General features: G+C 51.4%; 18 protein-coding genes and 6 pseudogenes. 6 read left to right on the forward strand and 18 right to left on the reverse strand.

Translation table 11 applies throughout. The annotated features are described in order from the left end of the window. Window positions 1-16 precede the first annotated feature (16 nt). From XI25_RS15285 to XI25_RS33385, 7 genes and pseudogenes are all read right to left on the reverse strand, one after another. On the reverse strand, window positions 17-814 hold the full coding sequence (locus XI25_RS15285) for a carbohydrate ABC transporter permease (protein WP_235439911.1): 798 nt from the start codon (window positions 812-814) through the stop codon (window positions 17-19). Beyond that, window positions 735-899, reverse strand: a complete 165-nt coding sequence (locus XI25_RS34715; protein WP_235439903.1) for a hypothetical protein — start codon at window positions 897-899, stop codon at window positions 735-737. The genes XI25_RS15285 and XI25_RS34715 overlap by 80 nt, the downstream gene beginning before the upstream one ends. 16 nt (window positions 900-915) lie before the next feature. Further along, complete coding sequence (locus XI25_RS15290) at window positions 916-1,806, reverse strand: carbohydrate ABC transporter permease (RefSeq protein ID WP_046679352.1); 891 nt, start codon at window positions 1,804-1,806, stop codon at window positions 916-918. A 224-nt stretch (window positions 1,807-2,030) separates the two neighbouring features. Further along, entirely contained in the window at window positions 2,031-3,368 is a 1,338-nt protein-coding gene (locus XI25_RS15295; protein WP_046679353.1) for an extracellular solute-binding protein, read from the reverse strand. Between the two features lie 191 nt (window positions 3,369-3,559). Continuing rightward, window positions 3,560-4,468 (reverse strand): aldo/keto reductase, encoded by a 909-nt coding sequence (locus tag XI25_RS15300; protein ID WP_046679354.1) that lies wholly within the window; start codon window positions 4,466-4,468, stop codon window positions 3,560-3,562. Between the two features lie 54 nt (window positions 4,469-4,522). Continuing rightward, window positions 4,523-5,312: pseudogene (locus XI25_RS15305) on the reverse strand (sulfite exporter TauE/SafE family protein). A gap of 154 nt (window positions 5,313-5,466) precedes the next feature. Next, on the reverse strand, window positions 5,467-5,646 hold the full coding sequence (locus XI25_RS33385) for a hypothetical protein (protein WP_046679355.1): 180 nt from the start codon (window positions 5,644-5,646) through the stop codon (window positions 5,467-5,469). Between the two features lie 277 nt (window positions 5,647-5,923). On the opposite strand from XI25_RS33385, the gene XI25_RS15315 reads away from it, so the two are divergent. Beyond that, complete coding sequence (locus XI25_RS15315; protein ID WP_046679356.1) at window positions 5,924-6,262, forward strand: hypothetical protein; 339 nt, start codon at window positions 5,924-5,926, stop codon at window positions 6,260-6,262. A gap of 115 nt (window positions 6,263-6,377) precedes the next feature. On the opposite strand, the gene XI25_RS15320 is transcribed toward XI25_RS15315, so the two are convergent. Both XI25_RS15320 and XI25_RS15325 read right to left on the reverse strand, forming a co-directional pair. Beyond that, the gene (locus XI25_RS15320) at window positions 6,378-7,781 is read right to left on the reverse strand and encodes a glycosyl hydrolase family 18 protein (protein ID WP_082112381.1); all 1,404 of its coding nucleotides are present in this window, start codon (window positions 7,779-7,781) and stop codon (window positions 6,378-6,380) included. 368 nt (window positions 7,782-8,149) lie between these two features. Continuing rightward, entirely contained in the window at window positions 8,150-8,908 is a 759-nt protein-coding gene (locus XI25_RS15325; protein ID WP_046679357.1) for a YqcI/YcgG family protein, read from the reverse strand. Between the two features lie 268 nt (window positions 8,909-9,176). Between XI25_RS15325 and rnjA the strand changes: the two genes are divergently transcribed. Next, entirely contained in the window at window positions 9,177-10,892 is a 1,716-nt protein-coding gene (rnjA, locus tag XI25_RS15330) for a ribonuclease J1 (RefSeq protein WP_046679358.1), read from the forward strand. 118 nt (window positions 10,893-11,010) lie between these two features. Here rnjA and XI25_RS15335 read toward each other — a convergent pair. Continuing rightward, window positions 11,011-12,211 (reverse strand): annotated as a pseudogene (locus tag XI25_RS15335) (MFS transporter). Between the two features lie 307 nt (window positions 12,212-12,518). On the opposite strand from XI25_RS15335, the gene XI25_RS15340 reads away from it, so the two are divergent. Next, window positions 12,519-13,142, forward strand: a complete 624-nt coding sequence (locus XI25_RS15340) for a hypothetical protein (RefSeq protein ID WP_046679359.1) — start codon at window positions 12,519-12,521, stop codon at window positions 13,140-13,142. A gap of 120 nt (window positions 13,143-13,262) precedes the next feature. Here XI25_RS15340 and XI25_RS15345 read toward each other — a convergent pair. The 6 genes and pseudogenes from XI25_RS15345 to XI25_RS15370 form a co-directional block, all read right to left on the reverse strand. Further along, a pseudogene (locus tag XI25_RS15345) lies at window positions 13,263-13,901 on the reverse strand (YqaA family protein). 342 nt (window positions 13,902-14,243) lie between these two features. Next, window positions 14,244-15,051, reverse strand: a pseudogene (gene pdxK, locus XI25_RS15350) (pyridoxine/pyridoxal/pyridoxamine kinase). Window positions 15,052-15,138: 87 nt separating this feature from the next. Further along, window positions 15,139-15,894: a type I methionyl aminopeptidase gene (map, locus tag XI25_RS15355; protein WP_046679360.1), complete on the reverse strand. Its 756-nt coding sequence runs from the start codon at window positions 15,892-15,894 to the stop codon at window positions 15,139-15,141. A gap of 326 nt (window positions 15,895-16,220) precedes the next feature. Further along, complete coding sequence (locus XI25_RS15360) at window positions 16,221-16,418, reverse strand: hypothetical protein (protein WP_327204791.1); 198 nt, start codon at window positions 16,416-16,418, stop codon at window positions 16,221-16,223. A 253-nt stretch (window positions 16,419-16,671) separates the two neighbouring features. Then, window positions 16,672-17,970: an alpha-glucosidase/alpha-galactosidase gene (locus XI25_RS15365; protein WP_046679361.1), complete on the reverse strand. Its 1,299-nt coding sequence runs from the start codon at window positions 17,968-17,970 to the stop codon at window positions 16,672-16,674. Window positions 17,971-18,110: 140 nt separating this feature from the next. Continuing rightward, window positions 18,111-19,328, reverse strand: coding sequence for an anhydro-N-acetylmuramic acid kinase (locus XI25_RS15370; RefSeq protein WP_082112382.1), 1,218 nt, complete (start codon window positions 19,326-19,328; stop codon window positions 18,111-18,113). A 231-nt stretch (window positions 19,329-19,559) separates the two neighbouring features. On the opposite strand from XI25_RS15370, the gene XI25_RS15375 reads away from it, so the two are divergent. From XI25_RS15375 to XI25_RS15385, 3 genes are all read left to right on the forward strand, one after another. Further along, complete coding sequence (locus XI25_RS15375) at window positions 19,560-20,498, forward strand: BadF/BadG/BcrA/BcrD ATPase family protein (RefSeq protein ID WP_046679362.1); 939 nt, start codon at window positions 19,560-19,562, stop codon at window positions 20,496-20,498. Between the two features lie 61 nt (window positions 20,499-20,559). Then, window positions 20,560-21,462: an N-acetylmuramic acid 6-phosphate etherase gene (murQ, locus tag XI25_RS15380; RefSeq protein ID WP_046679363.1), complete on the forward strand. Its 903-nt coding sequence runs from the start codon at window positions 20,560-20,562 to the stop codon at window positions 21,460-21,462. A 258-nt stretch (window positions 21,463-21,720) separates the two neighbouring features. After that, on the forward strand, window positions 21,721-22,800 hold the full coding sequence (locus XI25_RS15385; protein WP_046679364.1) for a DUF6709 family protein: 1,080 nt from the start codon (window positions 21,721-21,723) through the stop codon (window positions 22,798-22,800). A gap of 209 nt (window positions 22,801-23,009) precedes the next feature. On the opposite strand, the pseudogene XI25_RS15390 reads toward XI25_RS15385, so the two are convergent. Then, window positions 23,010-23,976 (reverse strand): annotated as a pseudogene (locus XI25_RS15390) (MraY family glycosyltransferase). Window positions 23,977-24,381: 405 nt separating this feature from the next. Continuing rightward, window positions 24,382-25,684, reverse strand: a pseudogene (locus tag XI25_RS15395) (pyrimidine-nucleoside phosphorylase). Window positions 25,685-25,711: the final 27 nt, after the last annotated feature.

Here is a 25,711-nt window from a genome sequence, read left to right on the forward strand (position 1 = left end):
AAAAGGAGGATGAAAGTTAACCTTTCACCGCTCCTGCAACCATACCTTTTGTAATTTTATCCGCAAGCAAGAAGTAAATCAGGATGACGGGCACGGCCCCAAGCACGAGGAAAGCGCCGATGGCCCCGTAATTTACCGAGTATTGGCTGACAAAGCTGTTTACTCCGAACGGAAGCGTCTTTAGCTTTTCGGCGGAGATAAACGTTGCCGCCAAAATGTACTCGTTCCAGATATTAATGAAGGTAAGAATGCTGACCGTCATCATCGGCGGAACCGAGATCGGCAGGATAATGCTTCGGAATATCCGGAAAATCCCCGCTCCGTCAATGACCGCGGATTCCTCAATCTCGTGCGGTATGGACTTCATAAAACCGCTAAGGATGAACACGGCAATCGGGGTCTGGAAAGCAATGTAAGGAAGTATGATCGAAAGATGCGTGTTCAGAATGCCAAGATTCTTGAAAATAATCATAAGCGGCAGCAGGGTAGCTTGAAGCGGAATCATCATCCCGATCAGAAAAACCAGCAGCACCATCTGACCGTATTTCCAACGAAACCTGCTGATGGCAAAGGATGCAAGCGAACTCAGCAGCAGCACGCCCGCCATGGTGATCGAAGTCACGAAAAAACTGTTCCACAGGTACCTGAAGTAGTTGCCGGAATTCACGGCATCGGTAAAGTTATTCCACTGCGGCACGGCCGGCAGCGAGAAAAAGCTTCCCGACAGGATTTCCTCATTCGTCTTCAACGAGTAGATCAGAAGCCAAAGCAGCGGATACAGCTGCGTTACAAGCAGAACGGAAAGGAATAGCAGAACAAACCCCTTGGCAACGGATATCTTTTTCTTTTTTTTCTGCAGTCAGCGGTTTGCTTGAAAACGCTGGAACGGTCTGACTCATGGCAGCATTCCCTCCTTCACGTATATTTGCGCTCCAGCCGGGAGAACAGGAAGTTAATGATGACGGTTGCCGCCAGGCAAAGCACGACAAGGAATGCCGCGATGGAGCTTCCGTACCCGTACTTCATCGATAAGAAGGACATGTTGTACATATGGGTGGAAATCACGTCCGTCGCGTGTGCCGGTCCGCCGCCCGTCATGACCATGATCATGTCAAACGCCTGCAGGGACCCGATAAAAGCAAGCACGATCGATATTTTAAAGATCGGAATATTCATCGGAAACGTAATGTACCAATCGGCCTTCAAGCCATCGGCCCCATCGATTTTTGCCGCTTCAATAACATCAGAAGGGATATTTTGGATCCCGGTAAACTGAATGAGCGTATGGTACCCCAGATACTGCCATAAGGCGACGAAATACAGCGAATACATCGCTACATCCGGGTCTGTCAGCCAAGCTCTCGTCCAATCGTTTAGTTGAAGGGTTTCGAGCACCTGGTTCAGCATGCCGCCCATGGAAGCGGGATTATAGATCGTTTTCCACAGCTGGCCGATAATGACGACGGACAAAATCACCGGAAGAAAGTAACTGGATACGAGAAAATTCGGTTTTTTGATAAAGCGGTTCAGCAATATGGCGACAAACAATGCCACCGGGATTTCCAGCATGGAAAACACGGCAAACATCAGGGTACGTTTAACGGAAGGCCAGAAAACCGGATCGTCAAACAAAAGCTTTTTAAAATTGTCCAGACCGATAAAACGGGATTCGCCAATGCCGTTCCAGTCGAGCAATCCGCTGTACATCGATACGAGAATCGGGACAAATACAAGACACACATAGAGCAGCAAACACGGCAGCACGAAAACGGCTATCGTCCATTTGGAGACTCTTAATACATTCACGTTAAGGCTCGCCTCCCCATCAATCCAAATACAAGAGCCGAATGCACACATAAGATCCGGTATGGAGGGATCTTCGAAAAGACCCCTTCATGCCGACGGTTACGTTTTTGTTTAGAGATAAGAAAGTACAAACTTCAGAGGTTTGTCATCCTTATCTCGCAAGAAAAAACTTCCGCTATACGCGGTCTGTCTTCTTGAGAAAGTACGTCGATAGACGTTTTTTCTTATTTATTGCTTTCAAAAGCGGCTTGATGCTCTTTCGCCACTTCGGCGGGATCCTTTTGCTGCACGAACAAATTCTGGATGCTCGTCAAGTGTGCCTGGGAAGTGCCCGGGTTCATCGTGTTGTCAAAAGAGATATCCCCGCCTTTCACTTGTTTGAACATCTCCAGGACCTCCATCGACATATCCGAATAACCGGCAGCTTTAAAGTCGCCTTCCACTTTTTGCCCTAGGCCGATGGCCCCTTTGACCTCAAACGCTCTTTTCGGGAATTCCAGCATAAAATAGTTAAGGAATTCCTTGGTTTCCTCCAGGTGCTCGCTGTTTGCGGATATCGCAAACGCGCTTCCCGGCGCCAGCATGAACTCGTCAGGATTGCCTTTGCCGTTCACCGTCGGAAATTTGAAGACGCCGACTTTGCCGTTTACGGAGGAGGTTTCTATGCCGCCCGTCGCCCAGCTGCCCATATAATACATCGCAGCCTTGCCGGTCTTGAACAGATTCTCGCCGGCGTTGTAATCAAAGGACGTGACCCCTTCCTGGAAGGCTCCGGCCTGAATCAGGTCCTGCATGCTTTTCACCGCTTCCGTGAATGCGGGATCCTCGAACGTTTTCTTGCCGTCCGCCACATCCTTCAGAAATCCTGGTCCGTCGTTGGTGCGAAGCAGAATGTTCATGAACAGGAAGGAACCGGTCCAGGTGTCCTTTTCCCCGATCGCCATCGGCTGAATGCCCTTCGCCTTCAGCTGCTTTACGACGTCCACCATTTCTTCAAAGGTCGTCGGCACTTTCACGCCGGCTTGATCGAACAGCTCCTTGTTGTAGTAGACCAGCCCGATATTGTTGCCGTCGGGAAGCGCATACAGATTGCCGTCAAAGGTATACCAATCCAGCAGCCCCTCCTGGAACGTGTCCTTCAGCCCGTTCTTTTCGACGACATCATTGAGCGGAGCTAACAGCTTGGCGTCGACAAACGGTTTCATTTGTGCGGATGGATTGACAACCGTGATGTCCGGTACCTCTTTGGAGGCCGCTTGGGTTTTCAGCTTGAGCTTTTGCTGGTCGGTATTCAGGGAGTCGAGCTCAATCTTGATGTTCGGATTTTTAGCCTCGTAATCAGCCACGATCCGCTTCAGCATGGCGTCCTTGGGATCGGTGGGGTCCGTAAAGATATTTTGGAACGTAATCGTAACTTTCTCCCCGGTTCCCCCCGTATCGTTGGAAGCCGTGCTTGATCCGACCCCGTCTTTGGATGTGGATCCTCCACCGCCGCATGCCGTTAAGCTGACAGCCAGGATGCCCGCCATCACTAAGGAAAGAACGTTCGACTTCTTTAGCATTCGTAATCCCCCCTGTTTATTTGGATAGCTCCATTATCGCCTGCCCATGACGGCCCTTACAATGCGTGAACTTAAGATATGATGTTTGCTTTCTTTAGATTTTGAAGATTTCCGACAGGAAAAAACCGTCCGGGACAACCCCGGACGGTTCGTATAAGAGAAGCTTATGTTTTCAGTGCCATGATGCCGTTTTAGCGGTGCTGCTCATAACGGTTGGCCCGGCTGATTGCCTGAATGTCCTGAATTTCCTGAGGGGTCAGCGGGTTCGCGTCCGCGGCTGCCGCATTGCGAAGCAGCTGGTCCTTGGAGCTGGCTCCCGGAATGACGCAGGCTACGGCAGGATGGGAAAGCGCGTAGCGGATGGCCGTATGGGACAGGTCACGGCGGGAATCAAGCCTGCTTTTCAACTGCTCCGTCAGTTCCAGCAGCTCGTTTTTCGCATAATCGAGATAGCCCTTCTCCGCTTTTTCCTCTGCCCGATCGGTCAGAATGCCTTTAGCCACCGGTCCGCGCGCGATAACCGATATCCCCTTTTCCGCAAGCAAAGGAAGGACTTCTTCTTCCGGGCGGCGGTCCAGGATGCTGTATTGGGTCAATACGCTGACGATTCCGGATCGATTCGCATACTCACGGATGACGTTCGGCCGGATCGAGGAAATCCCGTAGCAGCGTATCCAGCCTTCATGCTTCAGTTCTTCAAACGCTTCGATCGTCTCGTCGATCGGGTCATCAAGCGTGCCGCCATGCAGTTGGTACAAATCGATATAGTCGGTGCCGAGGCGGCGGAGGCTGTCTTTGACGGCCGATTTGATGTACTCCTTGGACGGATCCCACACCCAGCCCTCCTGGCCGGGGATTCTCCGGTTTCCAACCTTCGTGGCGATAACGGCGTCCGCGCGGCGTCCCTTTAGGGCCTTTCCGACCAGTTCCTCGTTTACCCCCGCATCATATAGATCGGCCGTGTCCAACAGATTGATGCCCTGCTCCAGCGCCTCATGAATCAGGCTAATCGCGCCCTTCTCTTCCGTTCCGAGCGACATGCATCCCAAGCCGATTTCACCGACGATCAATTCCGACGATCCCAAACGGTTTTTTCTCAACCTGCTCTCCTCCTTATCTACAATTCTCATTTACAACCATAACGGCAGCGTTCGCTACCGTAAAATATCGATCCATATTTTCACTGCGGTTAACGCAATCAGCAGAACCAACGCATAGCGGAGAAGCCTTACATTCAGCCTGCGGCTGAGATAGGTTCCAAGCGGAGCGCCCAGAAGACTCCCGATGATCGCAAACACCGCCGGCCAGAACGGTATCCCCCCTGCGGCTATTTTTCCGATGGCACCTCCGACCGCGGACAGAAATACAATAGCCAGTGAGGATGAAATCGTGATTCTGGTCGGTATCTTCAGCACGGTCAGCATGATCGGAATCAAAATAAATGCTCCCCCCGCCCCGACGATGCCGGATACGCAGCCGACAAGAAATGCCGAGACGACGGCAAGCATGACGTTATACGCGACTTCCGTTACGGGTTTGTTCTCGGCGGTGGCTTTGGCGGGAACGATCATCATGATAACGGCAATGACCGCCAAAAAGCCGTAAACGATATTGATGGCTTCACTTTTTAAGTATAAGGAGGAAACGCTGCCGATCAAGCTGCCGATCAGGGTCGATACCCCCATCTGAAGGACCAGCCGTTTGTGAACGAGGGAAGGGCCTCCCTTGGAGCTTAGCCGATTGGAGAGCATGCCCGACAGGGATGCAAAGAATACCTGCAGCATGCTTATCGACGCTACCTCCTTCGCCGTAAAGCCTTCAAGGCCGAGCCATCCGGGCACATAGAGGAGAAGCGGAAAATTGATGATGGCGCCCCCGATGCCGAGCAATCCCGAAAAAAAAAGATCCGACCAGACCGATTAAAACCATTGCCAAATGCTGCATAAACACGATGACAGAACCCCATTCGTTGTTGTTATTGGATGTATGGGAAACAAACAGGAAACAATATGACTGTACGAACCGGAAATCATGATTTATAATAAAACCTAGTAATTACATCGGAAAACAGGAGGTGGTAATTTCATGTTCAGCAAGCTCAAATCCCTGCTTCAAGACCGCTGCCCTGATTGCGATAAAAAAACTTGTATCGCGCCATGACCACCTGTCGCTGACCAAGCACTGCCCCGATTACCATTATACCGAGGAAACTTACAGCCAGCTTGGCGTAACCATCGTATATAAATCCGGCCAGCCGGAGAGCTGGAACCAAAAACATTCTTAAACCGCCGCTTGCAAGAACGCCGCGTCTATATGCGCGGCATGCCTTCTTTGCAGTACCTCGATGTTTATATGTTATCACAAATTCAACCGTTGCAGCTTGGGAATCCTGTCCCGAAACCGCGCCGGATCCATAGAAAAACGAACCTCTGTCAACGTGCTCACCGCAGACGGAAGGCGGCAAACGGTTCCCTAGAAAATTTTGAAATAAGCCTGACCGTTTTGGGTAATGACTACAAGGACGACTATTTTGCATGGTTAGGAAGGTGTAGAAAATGAAGCATCCGCTGGAAGACGTGTCGATGTGGTTACAGTCTCACGCAAATCAAAACATCATGATTCGGAAACACGAGTTAAATGACCTTGACCAGGCTCGCATCATGCTGGAATTTGTCGGATACAGCGACGGCAATAACTGTTCCGTAGACGACTATGCCGCATGCAAAGCTCTCCTGCTCCATGGTGCCGGGGTTATCATAACCGACAGCGAGGAGGCTCCCCTTCCGGACGGCACATTTACGATTCCGGTCGACAACCTCTCCCGCACCGAGGTCAGAAACGACCGGGTTACGCTGGAAAACGGGCGAGGGGTATACACCCTGTCGGTTCAATAGAGACTGCTGCGTCTGCTGCGGGACCCGGAACATAAGAAAAACGCCTATCGTCGTACGTATCTATAAAAAATCCGACATCGCCAGGGATGTCGGATTCTTATATTTATAGAAAAAATTATAATTTCGGCAATACGGGGATGGTTTGGCTGCAGTTGCCCTTCAACGGCAGATTGCTGCACACATATTGTCCGGCACTGTTCTCGGTTGCGGCTCCGGCTGGAGCCGGCTGGTGAACGCGCTGCTTCCACAACTGCCATAACATAAACCCGTCATTTCCTCTTCCTTTGTTCTTTATATAATTGACGAGCGTTTCCACATTGTAATATTTCGTGGCCATGTTGTTCTGGCCCGTCAGCATTTCGGCATCATACACCGTTCCGGGCTCGGCCTGGAGCTTCAGCACGGCGCTGCCGGAACCCTCCGGCGCGATCTGCATGCCCATGTTGATCGGCCCGCCGTAAATGGCGCGATAGGATTCGTATCCTTCCCGAGGGTCATAATATTCCCCGCCGTCATAAGACATCAGGTTAATAAAATCGATTTTGTTCCCATGATCCTTCACTGCCCGGTACATCGTGCCGCCAAAAGGCGATCCCCACTGCACCTTGCCTTCTTCAAACGGCGTTCCCTTAACGTAGTAAGCCCCCGTTGACCATCCGGCTATCGAAATCTGCAAGTCGGCATTCCGTGCCTGAATTTCATGATGCAAACTTGTAATGATACCGGCAATTTCTCCGTCCTTGGTACAGCTGAACTGTCCCGCCGTTTGCTTGTTGCAGTTGCTGCCGCTGGATTCCCAGTCGATGTCCACGCCCGCGGCGCCGAGATCTTGGGCCAGATCGACGATGTTCTTGGCGTTGAAGTGGGACCACTGGGTTCCCTGGCTGTAAGACCAGCCGCCGACGGACAGGAACACCTTCGTTCCGCGCGCCTTTAAGGCCGCAATGCTGCTTCGCAGATCCAGAGACTGCTGAGGGGTGAATTTCCTCTGGCCGTTTGGCGTAGCCGCCCCCTCGACAAACTCAAATCCGGCGACTTCCTGATCGAATGCGTAGGAGCCTTTGACATAAGCGGTATCCGGTCTTACAAACGCTAAATTCAGGTTTGTGATGTAATCGGGAATATTGGACGTTGTCAGATCGTAAATGCTTGTGTTCCACGTGCTTGCATATGCAACGTACATACGGTCACCCGGTTCCGAAACCACCGGGGGATCTACCGGAGGCTCTACAGGCGGCTCTATCGGCGTCGTGCCCGAATCGCAGGCGCCCAAGTCCTCCCATGCCCCCCATGGTCCCGCAGAGCCGGGCGCTTCACCCTGCGTCCACCACTTGGCTTTCCACGTATGACCGTTGTAGGAAACCAGATAGCCTTCTGCATAAACGCCCGTACTGCTCCAAGCGGGCTCGGTACAGGCCGGAGACTCCGCTGACGCGGATGCCGGAAATACACTGAGCACGAGCGCAACGGCCAGTCCAAGAATAAGCGCTTTCATTTTTGTTGTCTTAAGTATCGTCATTCAAACTCTCCTTTGCACATGTAAATTTCAGCGGCGTTTGGCCGCGTTTTTTCAACTTAATAACTACCACACCCCCCTCCAAAAATGTTAAACTGGAATAAGATCAATTTCAGTGTAACCCGGAAATTTTTGGATCAACAAGGATAAGATTTGCTAAATCAGGGGCAAAATTATATATATCACTTTCTTTTTGGAACATGGTTGTTCATGATATAAACCAATTGCATGTTCGATGGACCTCTTACTTTTATGGGGTTGAGGATCCCGATCACATAACTTTCTTCCATTCTTAAAAGAAAAGCACCGTCCCTTAAGGGAACGGTGCCTTGAACTTGATACATCGTCTTTACATACTCTTGCCGGACGGATTATGTGCTTCCCTCCTTTCGGTCATTTCGCCTGAATGGACACGTTGGCAGGGAGTCCAGGCTGTCACGTATAAAATATTGTTTCCACTCGTAGTTGTCTTCCGCGCCGTACAGCTTTAAATCCGGATGAGCCGTGACCTGGTCATAGGCCTCAAGCCTTCTCCGGATCGCCTTCTTGGTTTTTTCCGCCTGGACAGGCACAGCCCCGAATTCTTGAAGAACCCAGCGGGGCGTAAAAGCCAGAAGCATGCAAGAGAAGCTGCGGCTGCGGCGCAAGCTGTGTGCGGGCGTACCGCAATAAACAAAATACGGCTCGCCGTCAAAGCAAAATTCCCAAAGGCAATCAGCCGGATTTTCCGGTAGATGAGCAGGCCAGGGCGCGCTGTCCAGCGCCGTTGTCCGGCTCAGCAGCGACCAGAACAGCCGCTCATAATATTCGACGCCACCCTGCCGGTTCGGAAGCCCCGCCTCATCCTTTATAAAAACGACAAGCGAGGTATAGGTTCCGAATTCTTTAGACTGCCGTCCATAACTTCGAAGCAGTTCAGCCAGTTCCTCTGCCGCTCCCGCTTCACGGGCCATCCGGACAAATCCGTACCGCAGATGATTCAAGGCGAATCCCTGTACAGCCGGAATGCAGGGGAATTTCGATGTGCGGTCTGTTAATTTTTCCGTCCATTTACCGACAGCATCCAGCTGCCAGGCACTGTAGCATTCAGGAGTTCGTGTAATGTCTTCAAGCTTCAATGGTCTAATCATGCGGGACGCCCCTCCTTCTTACAGACTATAAAAAAGAAGGGCATGGGTGACTGTCCCATCCATTTTTTTGACAATCAAATCCGCGGCTCCGTCCGTTCGGCCATCCTTTTCGTTTGGTGAAGTTTTCGGAAATACATTTCAATAAGTCTTAACTTTCTGATATCTTAATTAGAGATGCTTCCCGGCGACTTAGGTTTTAATTGTCTAAATCGTGAAATTCAACCGGGTATACGCCCTTAATTACCATAGAGAGGAATTCTTTCACATTATGTCTAAACCCCTTCTAACAGAAAAGATTCAAGCGGCTCCTTCCAAGAAGCCCAAGCCATCATCGCCGCCCGTACGCATTTTCGCGCTCGGCGGATTAGGCGAAATCGGAAAAAATATGTATGCCGTCGAGTTCAGAAACGAAATTATTGTCATCGATGCCGGTCTGAAGTTCCCGGACGCCGATATGAGCGGCGTGGATTATATCATTCCCGATATCCGTTATCTGATCGAGAACAAAAGCAAAATCAAAGGCCTGTTTCTTACGCACGGTCACGAGGACCATATCGGCGCCATACCTTACGTGCTGCGGCAAATACAAATGCCGATTTACGGCGGACCGCTGACCATCGGTCTGGTCCGCGCGAAGCTTGAAGAACACCGGCTGCTGGATCAAAGCGATCTGCGTGTGTTTCATGAAAGCGAAATCATCTCTTTCAAGCATCTTTCGGTTCATTTTTTCCGTACGACGCACAGCATTCCGGATGCTTTCGGCGTCGTTGTCGAGACGCCCTACGGTCCCGTCGTCCATACGGGCGATTTCAAGTTCGATTTTACCCCTGAGGATAAACCCGCGGACCTTCATAAAATTTTGAGCATTGGCCAAAGAGGCGTACTCGCTCTTCTCGCCGACAGCACCAACAGTGAACGCGAAGGCTTCACGCCATCGGAGCGGACCGTCGGCAATTCGATCCTGAAGCAGTTTCAGGAATGCCACGGACGGATCCTGTTCGCGACCTTTGCCTCCAACGTTCACCGGCTGCAGCAGGTGGTTGAGGCGGCCATCCGTACAGGCCGCAAAATCGCCATTGTCGGACGCAGCATGGAAAAGGTGTTTGTCATCGGACAGGAGCTCGGTTACATTCGCATACCCGACGGCATGATGATCGACGTGAAAGCCGTGAACCGCTACCGTGACGATCAGGTCCTCATCATCTGCACCGGCAGCCAGGGAGAACCGAATGCCGCTCTTACCCGGATTGCCTCCGGAGCGCACAGATCCATTCAAATTCATCCGGATGATACGGTGATTTTCTCGTCCTCGCCGATTCCGGGCAACACGCAGAACGTGAACCGCAGCATTGACCTTCTGATGCGTGCCGGGGCGGACGTTCGCTACGGATCCATTCTCGATATCCATACCTCCGGTCACGGCTGCCGGGAAGATTTGAAGCTTATGCTCAGCAGCCTTCGTCCCAAATATTTCGTTCCGATTCACGGCGAATACCGGATGCTGCTGAATCACCGCGCCCTGGCGGTACAGGTCGGAATACCGGAGAATCACGTTTACCTGCTGAATATCGGGAACACGCTGTCCCTGTTCAGAAACGGCGCCCGAAAGGGCCGGAACATTCCATCCGGGGATATATACATCAACAACGGCGAGCTTCGAGCCCATGAAAAGGAACTTCTTGAAGAGCGCGTCCAGCTGGCACACGACGGTGTCGTCATTGTAGCTATAACGATTAACCGCGAGACCCGCAAGCTTCTGGCGGGGCCGGAGTTGATTACCCGTGGCTTTGTGTACATGCAGGATTCCAAGCCGCTGCTGCGCCGGGCCGAAGCCATACTCCGCAAGCATCTCAACAAGACGGGGGAACAGCGGGAATACGACCGAGCCGCATGGGAGCATATCACAACCACGACGCTGACTCGGTATTTCAAAAGAGAACTCGGACGCAGTCCGTACATCATGCCTTCCATTATGGAGGTTTAGCAGAATAGAACAAGCGAAAAACGCCATCTCCCTTTCAAAGGTTGATGGCGTTTTTTTGCAAAATAGGCAGCGGTTCAGGCATTTCACCTGCGCCGCTGCCTATTTCAACCTGCTGCCCTTAATCCGCGAGCTCCCGGCCCTTGGTCTCCCGACCCAGAATCAAGACGGCAAAGGCGCCCACCAAAATGGTTACAAAGAATAAAACAAATATCGATTCGATGCCGGTGCCCCGTTCTTTCAGCACGCCGACAAGCAGCGGCGCAATGACTCCGCCGATCCGCCCGAAGGACGTAGCGAGGCCAACGCCCGTCGAACGCACCCGGGTCGGATACAGCTCGGGGCTGTAGGCGTACAGACCGCCCCATGCGCCCAGGTTAAAGAACGACAGACAGATGCCCGCCGCCAGCAGTGCGCCGACGGAATCGGCATAACCGAACCAGATCGCGCTTAATGCCGTGAACAGCAGGTACGTCACGAGCACAAATTTTCGGCCGAATTTTTCAATGAAATAAGCGGCCGTGAAATAACCCGGCAGCTGCGCAAGGGTCATGATCAGCACGTACTGAAAACTTTTCACCAGGCTGAAGCCTTTGTCCAGCATAACCGTAGGCAGCCACAGAAACATGCCGTAATAGGAAAAAACCACGGTAAACCACAACACCCACAGCATGATCGTCGTCCGGCGATGCTCCTTGGACCAGACGGATTTCACCCGTTCCGCAAAGGTCAGCCGGCGGGCTTTCTTCTGCTGGACATATCTGGGCGAATCCTCAATGGCACGCCGCAGATACAGGGCATACAGCGCCGGGAGCGCTCCGATCACGAATGCGGCACGCCAGCCGTAATCCGGTATGATGAAAAAAGCGATCAACGCCGACAGAATCCATCCTGCGGCCCAAAAGCTTTCCAGCAATACGACCGCCCTGCCCCGGTCTTCCACCGGCATGCTCTCGGATACAAGCGTCGAAGCAACCGGCAGCTCTCCCCCCCAAGCCAAACCCTCCGATGAACCTGAAAATGCAAAGCATCGCAAAGCCGGTCGCAAGGGCAGACAACCCGCTGGCCGCCGAGAATAGGAGCAGCGTCCACAGCAATATATTTTTTCGGCCGTACTTGTCCGCCATAAACCCTGCCAATGCCGCCCCGAACACCATGCCGATGGACGTGGTGCTGGTCAGAACGCCCACCTGTTGTGAGCTCAGCGACCATTCCTTGGCTAACGCAGCCACAACAAAAGAGATCATTCCGACGTCCATCGCATCAAACATCCAGCTCAGACCGGCGCTGAACAGCAATTTTCTCCGTTTCGGATCGTTCATTAAATGAGTCCGGCTCATGAACAGCCCTCCTTCCACCTATATATCTTTCTATTATTTAAGGACAAGGATGCATCCGGTCAAGCATTTTATCGATTTTCGCGGCCATCTTTTTTTTCCTGCTAAACCATAGCGCCTGTTTTCTTGATTCCCGGAAAGCGAAGCTTCATTCCCGCAACTCTAACTGAAATGAAAAATAATGGTTTTTTTTTAGCTTGAACAGCAAGCTTTTTTTCGTTTATTGTGGAAGTAGCAAGCATATATATAATTTTGTAGTACATGTATGGACCGTTAAAAGGAGTTTGCGAGTATGTATACGGAACAAGATATTTGGATCGTGCTTACAGGCACGGGCACCTGGTTCAGCAGGATGATCCAATGCTTCACGAACGCCCCGCTGAATCACGCATCTATCGCGTTTGATCCCGAACTGCGCGAGGTTTACAGCTTCGGACGTAAACAAGCGAACAATCCGTTCAACGGCGGTCTGGTCCGTGAAAATTTACGGGCACCGTTCTTCTGTTCCTCGGAATCCGCCATTTACCGCTGCCGCGTCAGCTCCGAGGATTATCAGCGAATGTACAATCTGGTTAAGGAAATGATGCGCGACCAGGATCGCTACAAGTACAATCTGCTAGGTCTGCTCGGCATTCTGTTCAGAGTCCATATCGACCGCGCCGACGCTTACTTCTGTTCCCACTTCGTAGCTACCGTGTTCGAACGCGCCGGACTGCGTCCGGTGAACAAGCCACCGCATCTGGTCACACCCGAGGACTTCTCCAATTCACCGCAGCTGCACGAAATATACCGAGGACCCCTTCACGGTTATTTGACGGATATCACAAGCTCGACATTGACCCCTTCCTCTTTTAGTCCGGTCGTAACGGACGCGAAAGACAGAGGAAAGTTTTTCAGATTCGGCAGAACGGGCTAACATGATTTGCATGCGGAGCGACCGTAAATGCCGCCCAATACGAACGTAATATGCAAAAAGGCAGCCGGATAAAAATCCGGCTGCTTTTTCATATATAAACATGTGTTTTATTCTTGCTGCTTAAGCGGACGGCGTTTGCTGATCGGGCATGCTTTCCAGGACGGGCTGTTCGGCGGCAGCCTGGACCGCTTCGCTCCGCTTGCGCTTACGTCTTCTGTTCAGATATACGCCGATCAGGAGCAAAGGCACGGCTATGATGAAAATATAAAGCGAAAACGTTTTTTCACCATGCCTTCCGCGCTTCTTCCATACAAGTAAAACAAGGCGCCTACGACATAAAATTTGGTCGCTCTCCCAACCGCCGCATAAGCCATAAGCCTCCACAGCGGAAAATTCAGGCAGCCGGACAAAATCGTAAACACCTTAAAAGGAATCGGTGTAAACGATCCTACCAGGATTGCTGCCTCGCCGTTTTTCTGAAACCTTTCGGTAGCCGCGTCGATCCACTCTTTTTTTAAAATCTTGTACAGCACCGACTTGCCCAGCAGCTTGCCGATCAAGTAGCCGACAGGCGTTCCGAGCAAACAGCCGATAAAACCGGCCGTTGCCAGCCAAAGAGCGGACGACGGATGAAGAATGCTTAAAGAAACTTGAAGGAAAAAAGCGGGAATCGGAAAGATAACGGCGTCAAAAAATGAATGAATAAACAAACCCCATGGTCCAAACTCCATTAAAAAAATCCAGTATGCCCTGAAACATATCTCAACCCCTAAACATTTTCTAATGCCTCTATAAAAGACCTTTGTGTAAAGTATATCACAATATGGTGAATGAAGGCGCCTAACATCTGGAATTCGATGAATCGTGCGCGCGGACCCTTCTACTCTATTATAAATATGCAGAAACCTCGTAAAAAATAAACGTCAACCGACGTACTTTAAACGATGGCAAGCCTTATTTAGTTTTTGTGTTTTTCTATGGATAAAAGAATATTTCAGCTTCGCTTAAAACTCATGCATTTCTTTGATTAAAAGTAAAAAAAGCCTTTCAATACAGAAAGGCTTTTGTGGAGTTTGTTTTTCATTTTCCAGAGGTTTCAGGCTACAGGTTCGCCCGATGCGCGGAATGACGCGTAGGACCGACAAAATCGTTCAGCCGGAATCCGTTTGCTATGGCCTGCGTAATGAATTGTTTAGCCTGCTGTACCGACTCGCGGACCGTGAAACCTTTCGCCAAACCGGCCGTTACGGCAGCGGAGGACGTGCAGCCGGCCCCGTGCGTGAATTGGGTCGGAACCGAATCCGCCTCAAACCATTCAAATGTTTTGCCGTCAAACAGCAAGTCCATCGCCTTTCCTTCCTGTATTCTGCCCCTGTCCTTGATCAGGACGTTTTTTCGCGCCCTTGCCGTGAATGATTGCCGCGGCCTCCTGCATCTCTTCCGGCGTCTTGATCGGGCCTGTTCTCGCAAGCTGGGAGGCTTCAAACAGGTTCGGCGTAACCAAATCGGCTCGAGGCAGCAGAAACTCGATCATCGCTTCGGTATTTTCCGGCTGCAGTACTTCATCGGTGCCTTTGCATACCATGACCGGGTCTATGACAACCCGCTTCAGGTTATAGCGGTCGATATATTGGGAAACAAGTTCAATAATTTCAACGGACCCGAGCATGCCCGTTTTCATGGCATCCATTCCGATCCCTTCGATAACGGTCTTCAGCTGGGTTTCCACAATTTCAAGCGCGACCGGAAATACCTGATGATTCCAGGTACCGGGCTCCATGCAAACAATGGTCGTCAATGCCGTCATGCCGTATACGTCAAGCTCTTGAAAAGTCTTTAGGTCCGCTTGAATGCCGGCGCCGCCGCTTGTGTCGGACCCGGCAATCGTCAATGCTTTCTTGATCGTCATGATGATCCCCTATCCCTTCCTGCCAAATGAGGTCTATACTTCTTATATATTAAAAAATTTAACCTTCGAAATCCATAGAAAAAAAATCTACCGGGGATCCTGCTCCGTAAGAATAAGCGGACCGTCCTTCGTGATGGCAATGGTATGCTCATATTGGGCCGACCATTTTCCGTCCTTGGTCCGGGCGGTCCAACCGTCATCGTCGATCTTGCAGGCGTAGGTTCCGATGTTCAGCATCGGTTCAATCGTGATAACCATCCCTTCTTTCAGGCGCGGTCCGCGATGCGGCGGTCCGTAATGCGGCACCTGCGGCTCCTCATGCATTTCCTCGCCGATGGCATGACCGACGAAATGGCGGACGACAGACAGGTTTTCGGATTCGGCGTACTTCTGGATGGCATGGGAAATATCGCCGATCCGGTTGCCGACCACCGCCTGTTCGATACCGAGATAAAGCGATTTTTTCGTTACATCCAGCAGATGACGGGCTTCGTCCGAAATATCTCCTACCGCATACGACCATGCGGAGTCCGCAAGCCAACCGTCAAGTCTGACAACCATATCAATCGTCACGATATCCCCGTTTTTCAGAGGGGTTTCGTTCGGAAACCCATGGCAGATCACATCATTGACCGAAGCGCAGGTGGCATAGGGATACCCGTTATACCCTTTTTGCTCCGGGGAAGCGCCGTGTTCCTCCAAAAATTTTTCCACGAACCGGTCAATCTCCATCGTCGTGACGCCAGGTTTAATCATTCCGGCAATTTGCCGGTGGCATTCTGCAAGAAGCTCACCCGCTTTTTTCATTTTCGCAATTTGTTCTTCCGTTTTGATGATGATCATCCAAGCACTCCCTTTGAGAAAAAATTCTTATAAACGCCCAAAAAGCCTTAACGGCCGATATCATTGGACAGGCGGCGAAAGGCCTCCCGTTCATTTCGGCCCGTAAGGCTGGTTCCTTCCTACGGCTTAACCTCGTATACACCGTCGTTGTAAGGGAAAAATAATAATGCCTCTAATAATATTATTCTACTCCTGTATGACGGCAACCACAATAAGCCGGGTATTTAAAAAAAACTTCTCAGTCGGCGCACCCTTTTTCTTAAAATAATTCCCCGCCTTGTTTATGGTTATACCCGGTACTGCGGTCGAGCTCTTCAGGGATCATTTCATAGAGTTCCTCCACCCGGCAGCCGACCGTATCCCCAATGGACAGAGCGACCTTCAGAGGCATCACTCTTTTTATTTTCGATGTAGTCGGACACACGCTCGGGCTTATACTTCAGCTTGCGGGAAAGCTCCGCAGCCGTCATTCCGGCCTCGTCCAGCCGTTCGTGAAGGAGACAGCGCCCCAAATCGAATTTCATACTGTCATTCACCGCCTCTAATGCTTAGATAAACTTATTATTAACGCTCCCTCTGTCCCTTAATCCTGAGGGTTTAGCGCATGTATGCTTAATATTTTGAATACTCCGAGAAGCACGGGACACGAATAGGCTGAATTTCTTCATCGTTTCCCAAATATCGACATAACAGATTTCGACGTGGCCAAAAATAAAACAGCCCTCCTATCCGCAAGCGTGCGGATAGAAGGGCTGTTGCTATGATGCCTTCGATATCTTATTTAAACGCCGGCAGCCAGCTGCCGTGCGCCTCAATCAGGTCGTCGCACAGCGCCGTAATGTCATCCAGGGACAGTTCGGCGGACGTATGCGGGTCCAGCATGGCCGCATGGTAGATATGCTCCTTTTTGCCGGTCAGGGCAGCTTCGATCGTAAGGAGCTGGGTATTGATGTTAGTGCGATTCAGCGCCGCCAGCTGCGGCGGCAAATCTCCCACGTAGGTCGGGGTTACGCCGGACGCATCGACAAGGCAAGGCACTTCCACGCATGCCTCTTTCGGCAGGTTGGTTATCAGACCGGTATTCATGACGTTGCCGCCGATTTTGAACGGTACGTTGGTTTCCATGGCCTCCATAATATAAGAGGCATATTCATTGGATCGGTTGTGCTCGATGCTCTGGCTTTCGAACAGCTTCTCCCGCATTTGCTTCCAACCGTTAATCTGATTGACGCACCGGCGCGGATACTCATCCAGCGGAATGTTGTACTTCTCGATCAGCTCGGGATAGCTGCGCTTGATGAAATACGGATGGTATTCGGCGTTATGCTCCGAAGACTCGGTTACATAATAACCGAATCGCAGCATGAGCTCGAAACGCACCATGTCATGATGCTTTTCCTTTTGCTTTTCCGCCGCGCGGCGCTTGATTTCCGGATATAGGTCGATCCCGTCCTTCTTGACCTCAAGCAGCCAGGCCATATGGTTGATGCCCGCAATCTTGGACTCTACGCCGGCCGTATCCATTTCAAGCGATCCGAACAGGCTGGGTACGCACACCTGGACGCTGTGGCACAGCCCTACCGTTTTGACCCCGCCTGCCGTATTCATGACATTGGTCAGCACCGCCATCGGGTTCGTGTAATTCAAGAACCAGGCATCCGGGCATACTTCCTGGATATCGCGCGCAAAATCCAGCATGACGGGAATGGTGCGCAAATTGCGGAAAATGCCGCCGATGCCGATGGTATCCGCTATCGTCTGCCGCAGGCCGTATTTTTTCGGGATTTCAAAATCCGTAATCGTACACGGATCATAGCCGCCCACTTGAATGGCATTGATGACATATTTGGCTCCTCTGAGCGCCTCTTTCCGGTCGGAATACGATTTGATCACGCATGTGCTTCCGATGGTCGCCTTAATGCTGTTCAACAGGCGCTCCGAATCCCGAAGACGCTCCGGATCAATATCGAACAATGCGAGTTCAAAGCCCTGCAGCGCAGGCGTAGACATGACGTCACCGAGGACGTTTTTGGCGAAAACGGTGCTTCCCGCGCCCATAAACGTAATTTTGGACATGAATGATTCCCTCCTATGGTTTCTCGCCTAAAGCTTGAATTAACTATAACCGCTAAACTCTGCGAAAAACATGGAGAAACCCCAGCAATACATGTCATAATCCCATTTTTGTATCCGCTTACGAAGTTTTGATTCCCCGGTTACGGTAAAGCCAGCTTTCCCATCACCGTTGAACGCCGCGCGCCTGTCGCAGCCGGAACATTATTCGGAATCCCGTGCATAAAATCGTTCCCGAGCAGGGCAAAAATGACCGCTTCCTTCGCATCGTCATGAAAACCGAGCTCACCCGACGTTATGACCTTCCGATCCGGAAGCAGCTCTGCCAGCATTCGAAGCAGCTCACGGTTATGGGCCCCTCCCCCGGAAACGATGACTTCGTCTATGCGGTAGTCCGGAAACACGAAATGACGGTAGCTGTCCGCGATCGAATGAGCCGTAAAAGCCGTAGCCGTGGCCATAATATCGGCATCGGCAAGATTTTTGGCTCTGGCCGCGTTCAGAAATTCCGCGGCATACGATTTTCCGAACAGCTCCCTGCCCGTAGATTTCGGGGGCGGCATCCGGAAATACGGGTGGGACATCATCTCGACCACCAGCGCCAGATCCGCTTTTCCCTGCGCGGCCCATTGCCCTCCATTATCATAGGTCACACGGCCGTCGGATAAGATAAGCGCCACTTCATCCATGATCATGTTCCCCGGACCGGTATCGAACGCCAAAATGTCCGAAGCTTCTCCTCCTGCGGGGATGGCCGTGCAGTTTCCGATCCCGCCGATGTTCTGAAGCAGCCTTCCCTTTTCCCCGTGGCGGAATAATATGATATCTCCGTAGGGAACAAGCGGCGCACCTTGGCCGCCGACCGCCATGTCCGCCGGTCTGAAATCACCCACCACGCATTTTCCCGCATGCTTGGCGATAACGGACAAATCCCCGATTTGCAGGGTGGATGGGACGGTATAAGAGTCTTCCGGGTCATGCTCGGGAATATGCCAAACGGTCTGGCCATGGGAGCTGATGAGATCCACCTCATGCATCTCCAGTCGGGCTCCCTCCGCAGCCCTCAATGCCGCCTCTGCAAATTTCGTTCCCAAATAAGCATTCATGGCACATACTCCTGCACTGTTTGAATGCTCCATGCTGCAAAGTTCTTTCAACTTCTCCCTCAGCGTCGAATCATAAGGCGTGCTTTCGTAATGGAGCAGCTCAACGCGCGAATTCAATCCGCTACCCGTAATTCGGACCACCGCGGCGTCAATGCCGTCCAGCGAGGTCCCCGACATCAGTCCGATCACGATGGACGCCGATTTTTTTGTCCCACCCCAGCAGCATGAATCCGTCCCCCCTAATTTTGCAATCATCGTATAAGAATAACATCTATCGACGTACTTTCTCAGTAGACAGACCGCATTTGCCTTTATAAAAAGAGCGACAACAAAATGATATCGCTTACAACTCCCGATAGAGTTTATTATAGGATTTCTGAAATATTATTTCAACAAATTATAGAATTATTAAAATTTTATTTTACAATGTTATGCAATTCCCCTATACTAAAAGGGTAAATGGAGTGATAACTATGAACATTTTTTATAGGTGTTGACGGAGGCGGCACGAAAACGGAAGCCGCCGCAATAGACAGCCAAGGCAATGTATTGTCGCGTTATACGGGCAGCTCCACCAACCCGTATGTCGTCACTTTTGACGGAGCGATGAAGGAATTGGCGCGCGTGCTTGATTCTCTGCTGGAGCCGCTCTGCCTGTCCGAGACGTCATGCAGCGGGGCATGCTTCGGCATGTCGGGAATCAGCTCGGAAGCCGAACAGGAGAACGTGATCTCTTTTCTACGTTCCTATCAGAAGGAGCGCGAGATTCCTTTTCCGCTGACGCTCACGACCGAGGCGGAAATATCGTTAATGGCCTCTTTGGAGCAGGAACACGGAATTCTGGTCATCTCCGGCACGGGATCCAACACTTACGGGATCACGAGGAGCGGCGAACGTTACCGGGCCGGCGGCTGGGGCCATATTCTCGGCGACGAAGGCAGCGGCTACCAGATCGCGCTTCTCAGCCTGAAGTCTATCATCAAGAGCCATGAAGGCATCCTGCCTCCCACAATCATGTCTGAGCGAATCATGAATGCTTACGGATTTAAAGAAATGACGGATCTGAAGGCCTACGTCTATCGTCCTGCCATCGGAAAAAGCGAAATCGCCTCCTTTGCCCGTTTCTGCATCGAGGCCGCCAAGGACGGCGATCCTGCGGCGCTCGGAATCCTGCGGGAGCAGGCTATAGAGATTGCCGAAACCGCGTCCGCGCTGATTCGGAGACATCCTGAATTGGAAGAGACCGATGTCGTATGCACCGGCTCGATCTTCAAGCATTCCGGCGTATTTCTGGAGACGTTCCGTGAAGCGTTGGCGAACCGGTTCCCCCGACTCTCTTTCCCTGAGGCAAAGCATGATTATACTCCGGCCCACGGGGCGTCGCTTCTGGCAAAGAAACGTTATTCGGATACAGCCTGTACCTGATCGGCAACCCTTGCGCAGGCTTTTCGCTCCTATTATCCATGCACAGAAGGAGACGATTGGAATGAACTTGCTCAGTCAGTTGACAACAGAACAACCGAATGAATATACCCGTAACATTGATCAATTGAATTCGGAACAGATCATGTATTTAATTAATGACGAGGATAGCTCCATTACGGATAAAATCCGTAATATTATTCCCGTTATAGCCAAGGCTGCCGATTATATCGTCGATGCCTTTCGCGCCGGCGGCAGACTCTTTTACGTCGGTGCCGGAACCAGCGGACGAATCGGCATCCTGGACGCTTCGGAATGTCCTCCAACGTACGGAACCGATCCTTCCATGGTTCAGGGGATCATCGCGGGAGGGTTCAGGGCCGTCAAAGAACCGATAGAAGGCGCGGAGGACAGCGAGGAATTGGGAGCGGAAGACATCGATAAGCACGGCATTACCGATAAGGATGTGGTGGTCGGCATCGCGGCAAGCGGACGAACTCCTTACGTGCTCGGAGCCATGAAACGGGCCCGTGAACACGGTGCCGTCGTCATTGGCCTGTGCAACAATACCGGTTCCCTGATGCATCAGCACGGAGATCTGGTCATTGAAGCGGAGGTCGGCCCGGAAGTCGTTATGGGCTCTACCCGCATGAAAGCCGGAACCGCCCAAAAACTGATTCTTAATATGCTCACCACGACCGCGATGATCAGGATCGGCAAAGTGTATCAAAATCTTATGGTGGACCTCAACCCGTCCAACCATAAACTCGTGTTTCGCGCCAAACGGATCATCTCCCTTGCAACGGGTGCTCCCGACCATGCCGTCGAAAGGGCCTATGCCGAAGCAAACGCCCATGTTAAAACGGCTATCGTCATGCTGCTGGCCGATGTCAGCGCCGAGGAAGCCGCGAGGCTGCTCGAAGGCAGCGGCGGGTTTGTCCACAAGGCCGTGACACCGGAATCCTAAACACGAAACAGGCATTAGAGGCTGCCAGTATGCTGCCGCTAATGCCTGTTTTTTTTAGTGCCATCGTGACTCGGGCTTATCAAGCATCTATATTTTTATATTTCAAGGACTAGAAAGATATCAAATTCATAGGGGTTTTGGTCGATAAGAGTTAAAATATATATATTTTGGACGAAAAATATGTATATACCAACCGATAAGGAGGGCAGCAGTTCGAAACGACCTAATTATTTCATGTTCGAGAGGTAGATCATACATATGAATGCTTTGAAGATAAGCCGAATCATTTTTAAGGAAAATGCAAGCAAGTTTTTGTTGTCGCTCCTGGTTTGTGTTGTTGTGGCAATCGGCGCGTTGGACCCTGCCGTCGAAATCATGGGTACGGAACTTGGATGGCTTGGCGTGAAGGAGCCCGTTCATACCATCGAAGATCTGGAAAAGAACCATCGGAATAAGCGAACGCGCATGGTCACGTTTACGGCAAAAGAGGTATATGATACGAAGCTCAAGCTGTTTGAACGGGGAAGCGTTGCTGCAGAGGAGCTTCAACATTCCGGTCCAGCCAAATCAGCTTATGCCTTGGCTTCCTTCGGGGATCGCCAGTATGTCGTCGTTGAGGTGCCTTTGGATTTCTTTGCCCAATATAAAGGTTCGGAACCGCATACGTTTACCGGATTTGTTACGGACCTAAGACCATCTACGCTGACGGTATCCGCACATGTAGACCGTCCGCCATTGAGCAGCCAAGAGATGTCCGGATTGATCGTTCCGTACGGCATCCAAACGAATACCTCCTCCCAACTCATTCCAGGGCTCATTGCCCAACTATTCATGGTCGTAGCCCTCTTCATCACCCTTAGCAGGTTATTCTATCTTCTCTTTCCAAGCAAAAGCAAGCTTGGACGCACGCTCGCCATGTATGGTGACTATGAAGATGTAAAAAATGCCGTAGAGGACGAACTCCGGGACGGGGTTGCATTTACCATTGGCGGATTATTCATCACCCGTTCATGGCTCGTTAACACAACCACCAAACTTCATCCGGCCATTATTCCTTTGAACGCCATCATTTGGATTTATGAAGGAACCGAGCGCGTGATCGTGAACGGCATACCGGTCGGCAAAAGAAGCTACATCAGCGTACATACTACCTTGAAAAAAACCTATCCCGTAGAATTGGCGAGCAAGCAAGAAGTTAAACAGGCTATCGAATACCTGCTTCGGCAATATCCGTATATCCTGTTTGACCACGACAAAGGGTTGGTGAAGCAGTGGAAGAAAAATCCCGGCGTGCTTATCGAACAGGCCCTTTCCCAAAAGTCGGGTACCTCTATCTAAAACAGCCATGTTATCCGAAAGAAGGACTTCCTTAAGGTCTTTGACCAGAGGCAGTCCTTCTTTGATCACTTCATTTGTTTTGAAACGCTGCATAGGATTCCCCCGCCTATACCGTTGAGGACTTAAACCTGGAGATAGCTCAATGCCTGGCGAATCAAAAAACCAGGCTGCTCTTATTTGAGCAGCCTGGTTAAAAAAGCCTTATCCGGTTAAACCCCTGAACCATTCATAGCCAAAATAATCGCAGTGAGTCCGAAACACAAATTCAGCAAACACAGAAACACAAGCGTCTGCTTCTGGTTCAACCCGGTAGCCAGCAAGCGGTAATGGGCCTGCGAAGCATCTGCCTGATAAATCGGCTTCGATTGGAGAAGCCTGCGGATGACGACAATAATATTGTCGAAAATCGGCACGCCCAGCGCAAAGATCGGCACGAACAGCGAAGCCAGAGTCGCCCCTTTAAAAGCTCCGTCGAGCGCGATAATGCCCAGAATGAAACCGAGGAACGTCGCTCCCGCATCCCCCATAAACACCCTCGCCGGGGGTTTGTTATACCGCAAATAACCGAGTGCGGCACCGACAAGGATAACGGCCAGCAAAGCCGACTCCCCCCGTCCGAGCGTCAGGGCAACGACAAACAGCGTTCCGCCGGAGATCGCCGAGAGCCCGCCGGCCAAACCGTCGATCCCGTCCGAAAAATTAATGACTGTCGTCACGCCGAAAATCCAAAAAATCGTCAGCACCAGCTGCAGCCATTCCGGCAGGTTGATATATTGACCGGTAAACGGATTGTTGAAACCTTCAAAAGCAATGCCGGAGCTGAATACGACAACGGCGGCCGACACCTGGACAATCAGTTTCGGCAAGGAGGCCAGCTCTTTGCCGCGCGTCTTATACCAATCGTCCACCAGGCCGATGGTCAAAATCAAAATGCTGCCGACGAATATTCCAACGGTCTCGCGGTTGATCGTTCCGGTAAACGCAAAATATGTAACAAAAAAAGCCGATGAATATGGCGATGCCTGCGGTAAGCGGAATCGGTTCCCTGTGAATCTTTCGCTCACTGTCGGGCCGGGGCTTATCCACGAAGTCAATGTTTATGGCAAGTTTTCGAAACGGCGGAATAAGCAAAAGAACAAGCAGCATGGATATGACAAACGCGCCTACATAAAGCATAAATTCCTCCCGGATATTGATGAAGTGTAGAGAACATTGTAATCCCAGTATATGACTTTAGAAGGAATCTAGCAACATGATAGTAGAGTTCAGGCTTTCCCTATTCCTTGCACAACGACAAAAAGAGGGGCGCTGCCGCCCCTTTCCGGACCTGCCTTTAGGATTTCCCCTTGTTCATCACAAGCCCGATGATCATAACGATAAGTGCCAGCAAAGCAATCAGCTGATCGATCGTCATGCCGCCCGCCCCCCTTTGCTTCAAGGATGGCTCTTGCCCGGCGGCCTCTCTTTCCCATGAATCAGCCTTACTTTCCCCATTAGCACTATATGACCGTAAATAAAAGGATATGACGGTAAAAAACCGTACCCATTTACGCAGGGTACGGTCCGCTGTTTGATTTCGGGTTATTCGGTTACGATATCATGGACAAGCACAGGCGCATCGGCATGATCCGAAATGCGAATGCTTGCGTACAGCTTATCCTTGACGTCATCCACATTTTCGCGGTTTGCGTGGATCGTTACGAGGGAATCGCCCTTTTTCACGGTGTCGCCGATCTTCTTGTTCAGCATCAGGCCGACCGCGAGATCAATTTCGGATTCCTTCGTCGCGCGTCCCGCGCCCAGCAACATCGCCGCCGTGCCGATTTCGTCGGCCACCAGCTCGGCAACCACGCCGTCTTCCATGGCGGGAAGCTCGATTTTTAAACTTCGCTTGAGGGAGCTTTTCGGGATGGTCCACAACGGATGGATCTCCGCCCTGGTTCGCGATGAATTCCTTGAATTTCTCGAGCGCCTTGCCGTTACGCATAACCTCTCTCAGCTTCTCTTCGGCATCCTCCAGCGAATCCGCTTTGTTTGCCAGGAACACCATTTGTCTGCCGAGGGCAAGACACAGCTCTTCCAAGTCCTTCGGTCCTTCGCCGCGAAGCGTATCGATCGCCTCCTGAACCTCCAAGGAGTTGCCGATCGCCACGCCGAGCGGCTGGCTCATGTCGGAAATCACGGCCATCGTTTTGCGGCCGACGTTGTTGCCGATGCTGACCATGGCATGGGCCAGTTCCTTTGCGTCCTCGACGGTCTTCATAAATGCGCCTGCGCCGGTTTTAACGTCGAGCACGATGGCGTCGGATCCTGCCGCAATCTTCTTGCTCATGATGGAGCTTGCAATCAGCGGGATCGAATCCACGGTTGCGGTGACGTCGCGCAAAGCGTAGAGCTTCTTGTCGGCAGGCGTAAGGTTTCCGGTCTGGCCGATGACGGCGATTTTATGCTTGTTTACGAGATTCACGAACTCGTCCTTGCTGATTTCCACATGGAAGCCTTCGATCGACTCCAGCTTATCGATGGTTCCGCCGGTATGTCCCAGACCCCGTCCGGACATTTTGGCCACCGGTATATCCAGTGCGGCTACAAGCGGAGCCAGGACAAGCGTAGTCGTATCCCCTACGCCGCCGGTGGAGTGCTTGTCGACCTTAATGCCCTCGATGGCGGACAGATCGATCGTCTCACCGGAATTCACCATGGCCATGGTCAAATCGGCCCGTTCGCGGTCGGTCATATCCTTGAAGAAAATGGCCATGGCCATCGCGCTGACCTGGTAATCCGGAATGTCGCCTTTGGTATAACCGCTGATCATGAAGTTGATCTCTTCCGTGGTCAGTTCCTTGCCGTCGCGCTTTTTCGCAATCAAGTCAACCATTCTCATCGTACATTCTCCTCACTGTTCATGCTT

It is taken from the genome of Paenibacillus sp. DMB20, from assembly GCF_000987955.1.
GTDB lineage: Bacteria > Bacillota > Bacilli > Paenibacillales > Paenibacillaceae > Paenibacillus_AQ.

Coding starts and splice junctions, on each gene's coding strand:
- XI25_RS34715 (WP_235439903.1), bottom strand. CDS start 899: ATGAGTCAGACCGTTCCAGCGTTTTCAAGCAAACCGCTGACTGCAGAA.
- XI25_RS15295 (WP_046679353.1), bottom strand. CDS start 3,368: ATGCTAAAGAAGTCGAACGTTCTTTCCTTAGTGATGGCGGGCATCCTG.
- XI25_RS33385 (WP_046679355.1), bottom strand. CDS start 5,646: ATGTTTTTGGTTCCAGCTCTCCGGCTGGCCGGATTTATATACGATGGT.
- XI25_RS15315 (WP_046679356.1), top strand. CDS start 5,924: ATGAAGCATCCGCTGGAAGACGTGTCGATGTGGTTACAGTCTCACGCA.
- XI25_RS15320 (WP_082112381.1), bottom strand. CDS start 7,781: ATGACGATACTTAAGACAACAAAAATGAAAGCGCTTATTCTTGGACTG.
- XI25_RS15325 (WP_046679357.1), bottom strand. CDS start 8,908: ATGATTAGACCATTGAAGCTTGAAGACATTACACGAACTCCTGAATGC.
- rnjA (WP_046679358.1), top strand. CDS start 9,177: ATGTCTAAACCCCTTCTAACAGAAAAGATTCAAGCGGCTCCTTCCAAG.
- XI25_RS15340 (WP_046679359.1), top strand. CDS start 12,519: ATGTATACGGAACAAGATATTTGGATCGTGCTTACAGGCACGGGCACC.
- map (WP_046679360.1), bottom strand. CDS start 15,894: ATGATCATCATCAAAACGGAAGAACAAATTGCGAAAATGAAAAAAGCG.
- XI25_RS15360 (WP_327204791.1), bottom strand. CDS start 16,418: ATGAAATTCGATTTGGGGCGCTGTCTCCTTCACGAACGGCTGGACGAG.
- XI25_RS15365 (WP_046679361.1), bottom strand. CDS start 17,970: ATGTCCAAAATTACGTTTATGGGCGCGGGAAGCACCGTTTTCGCCAAA.
- XI25_RS15370 (WP_082112382.1), bottom strand. CDS start 19,328: ATGATTGCAAAATTAGGGGGGACGGATTCATGCTGCTGGGGTGGGACA.
- murQ (WP_046679363.1), top strand. CDS start 20,560: ATGAACTTGCTCAGTCAGTTGACAACAGAACAACCGAATGAATATACC.
- XI25_RS15385 (WP_046679364.1), top strand. CDS start 21,721: ATGAATGCTTTGAAGATAAGCCGAATCATTTTTAAGGAAAATGCAAGC.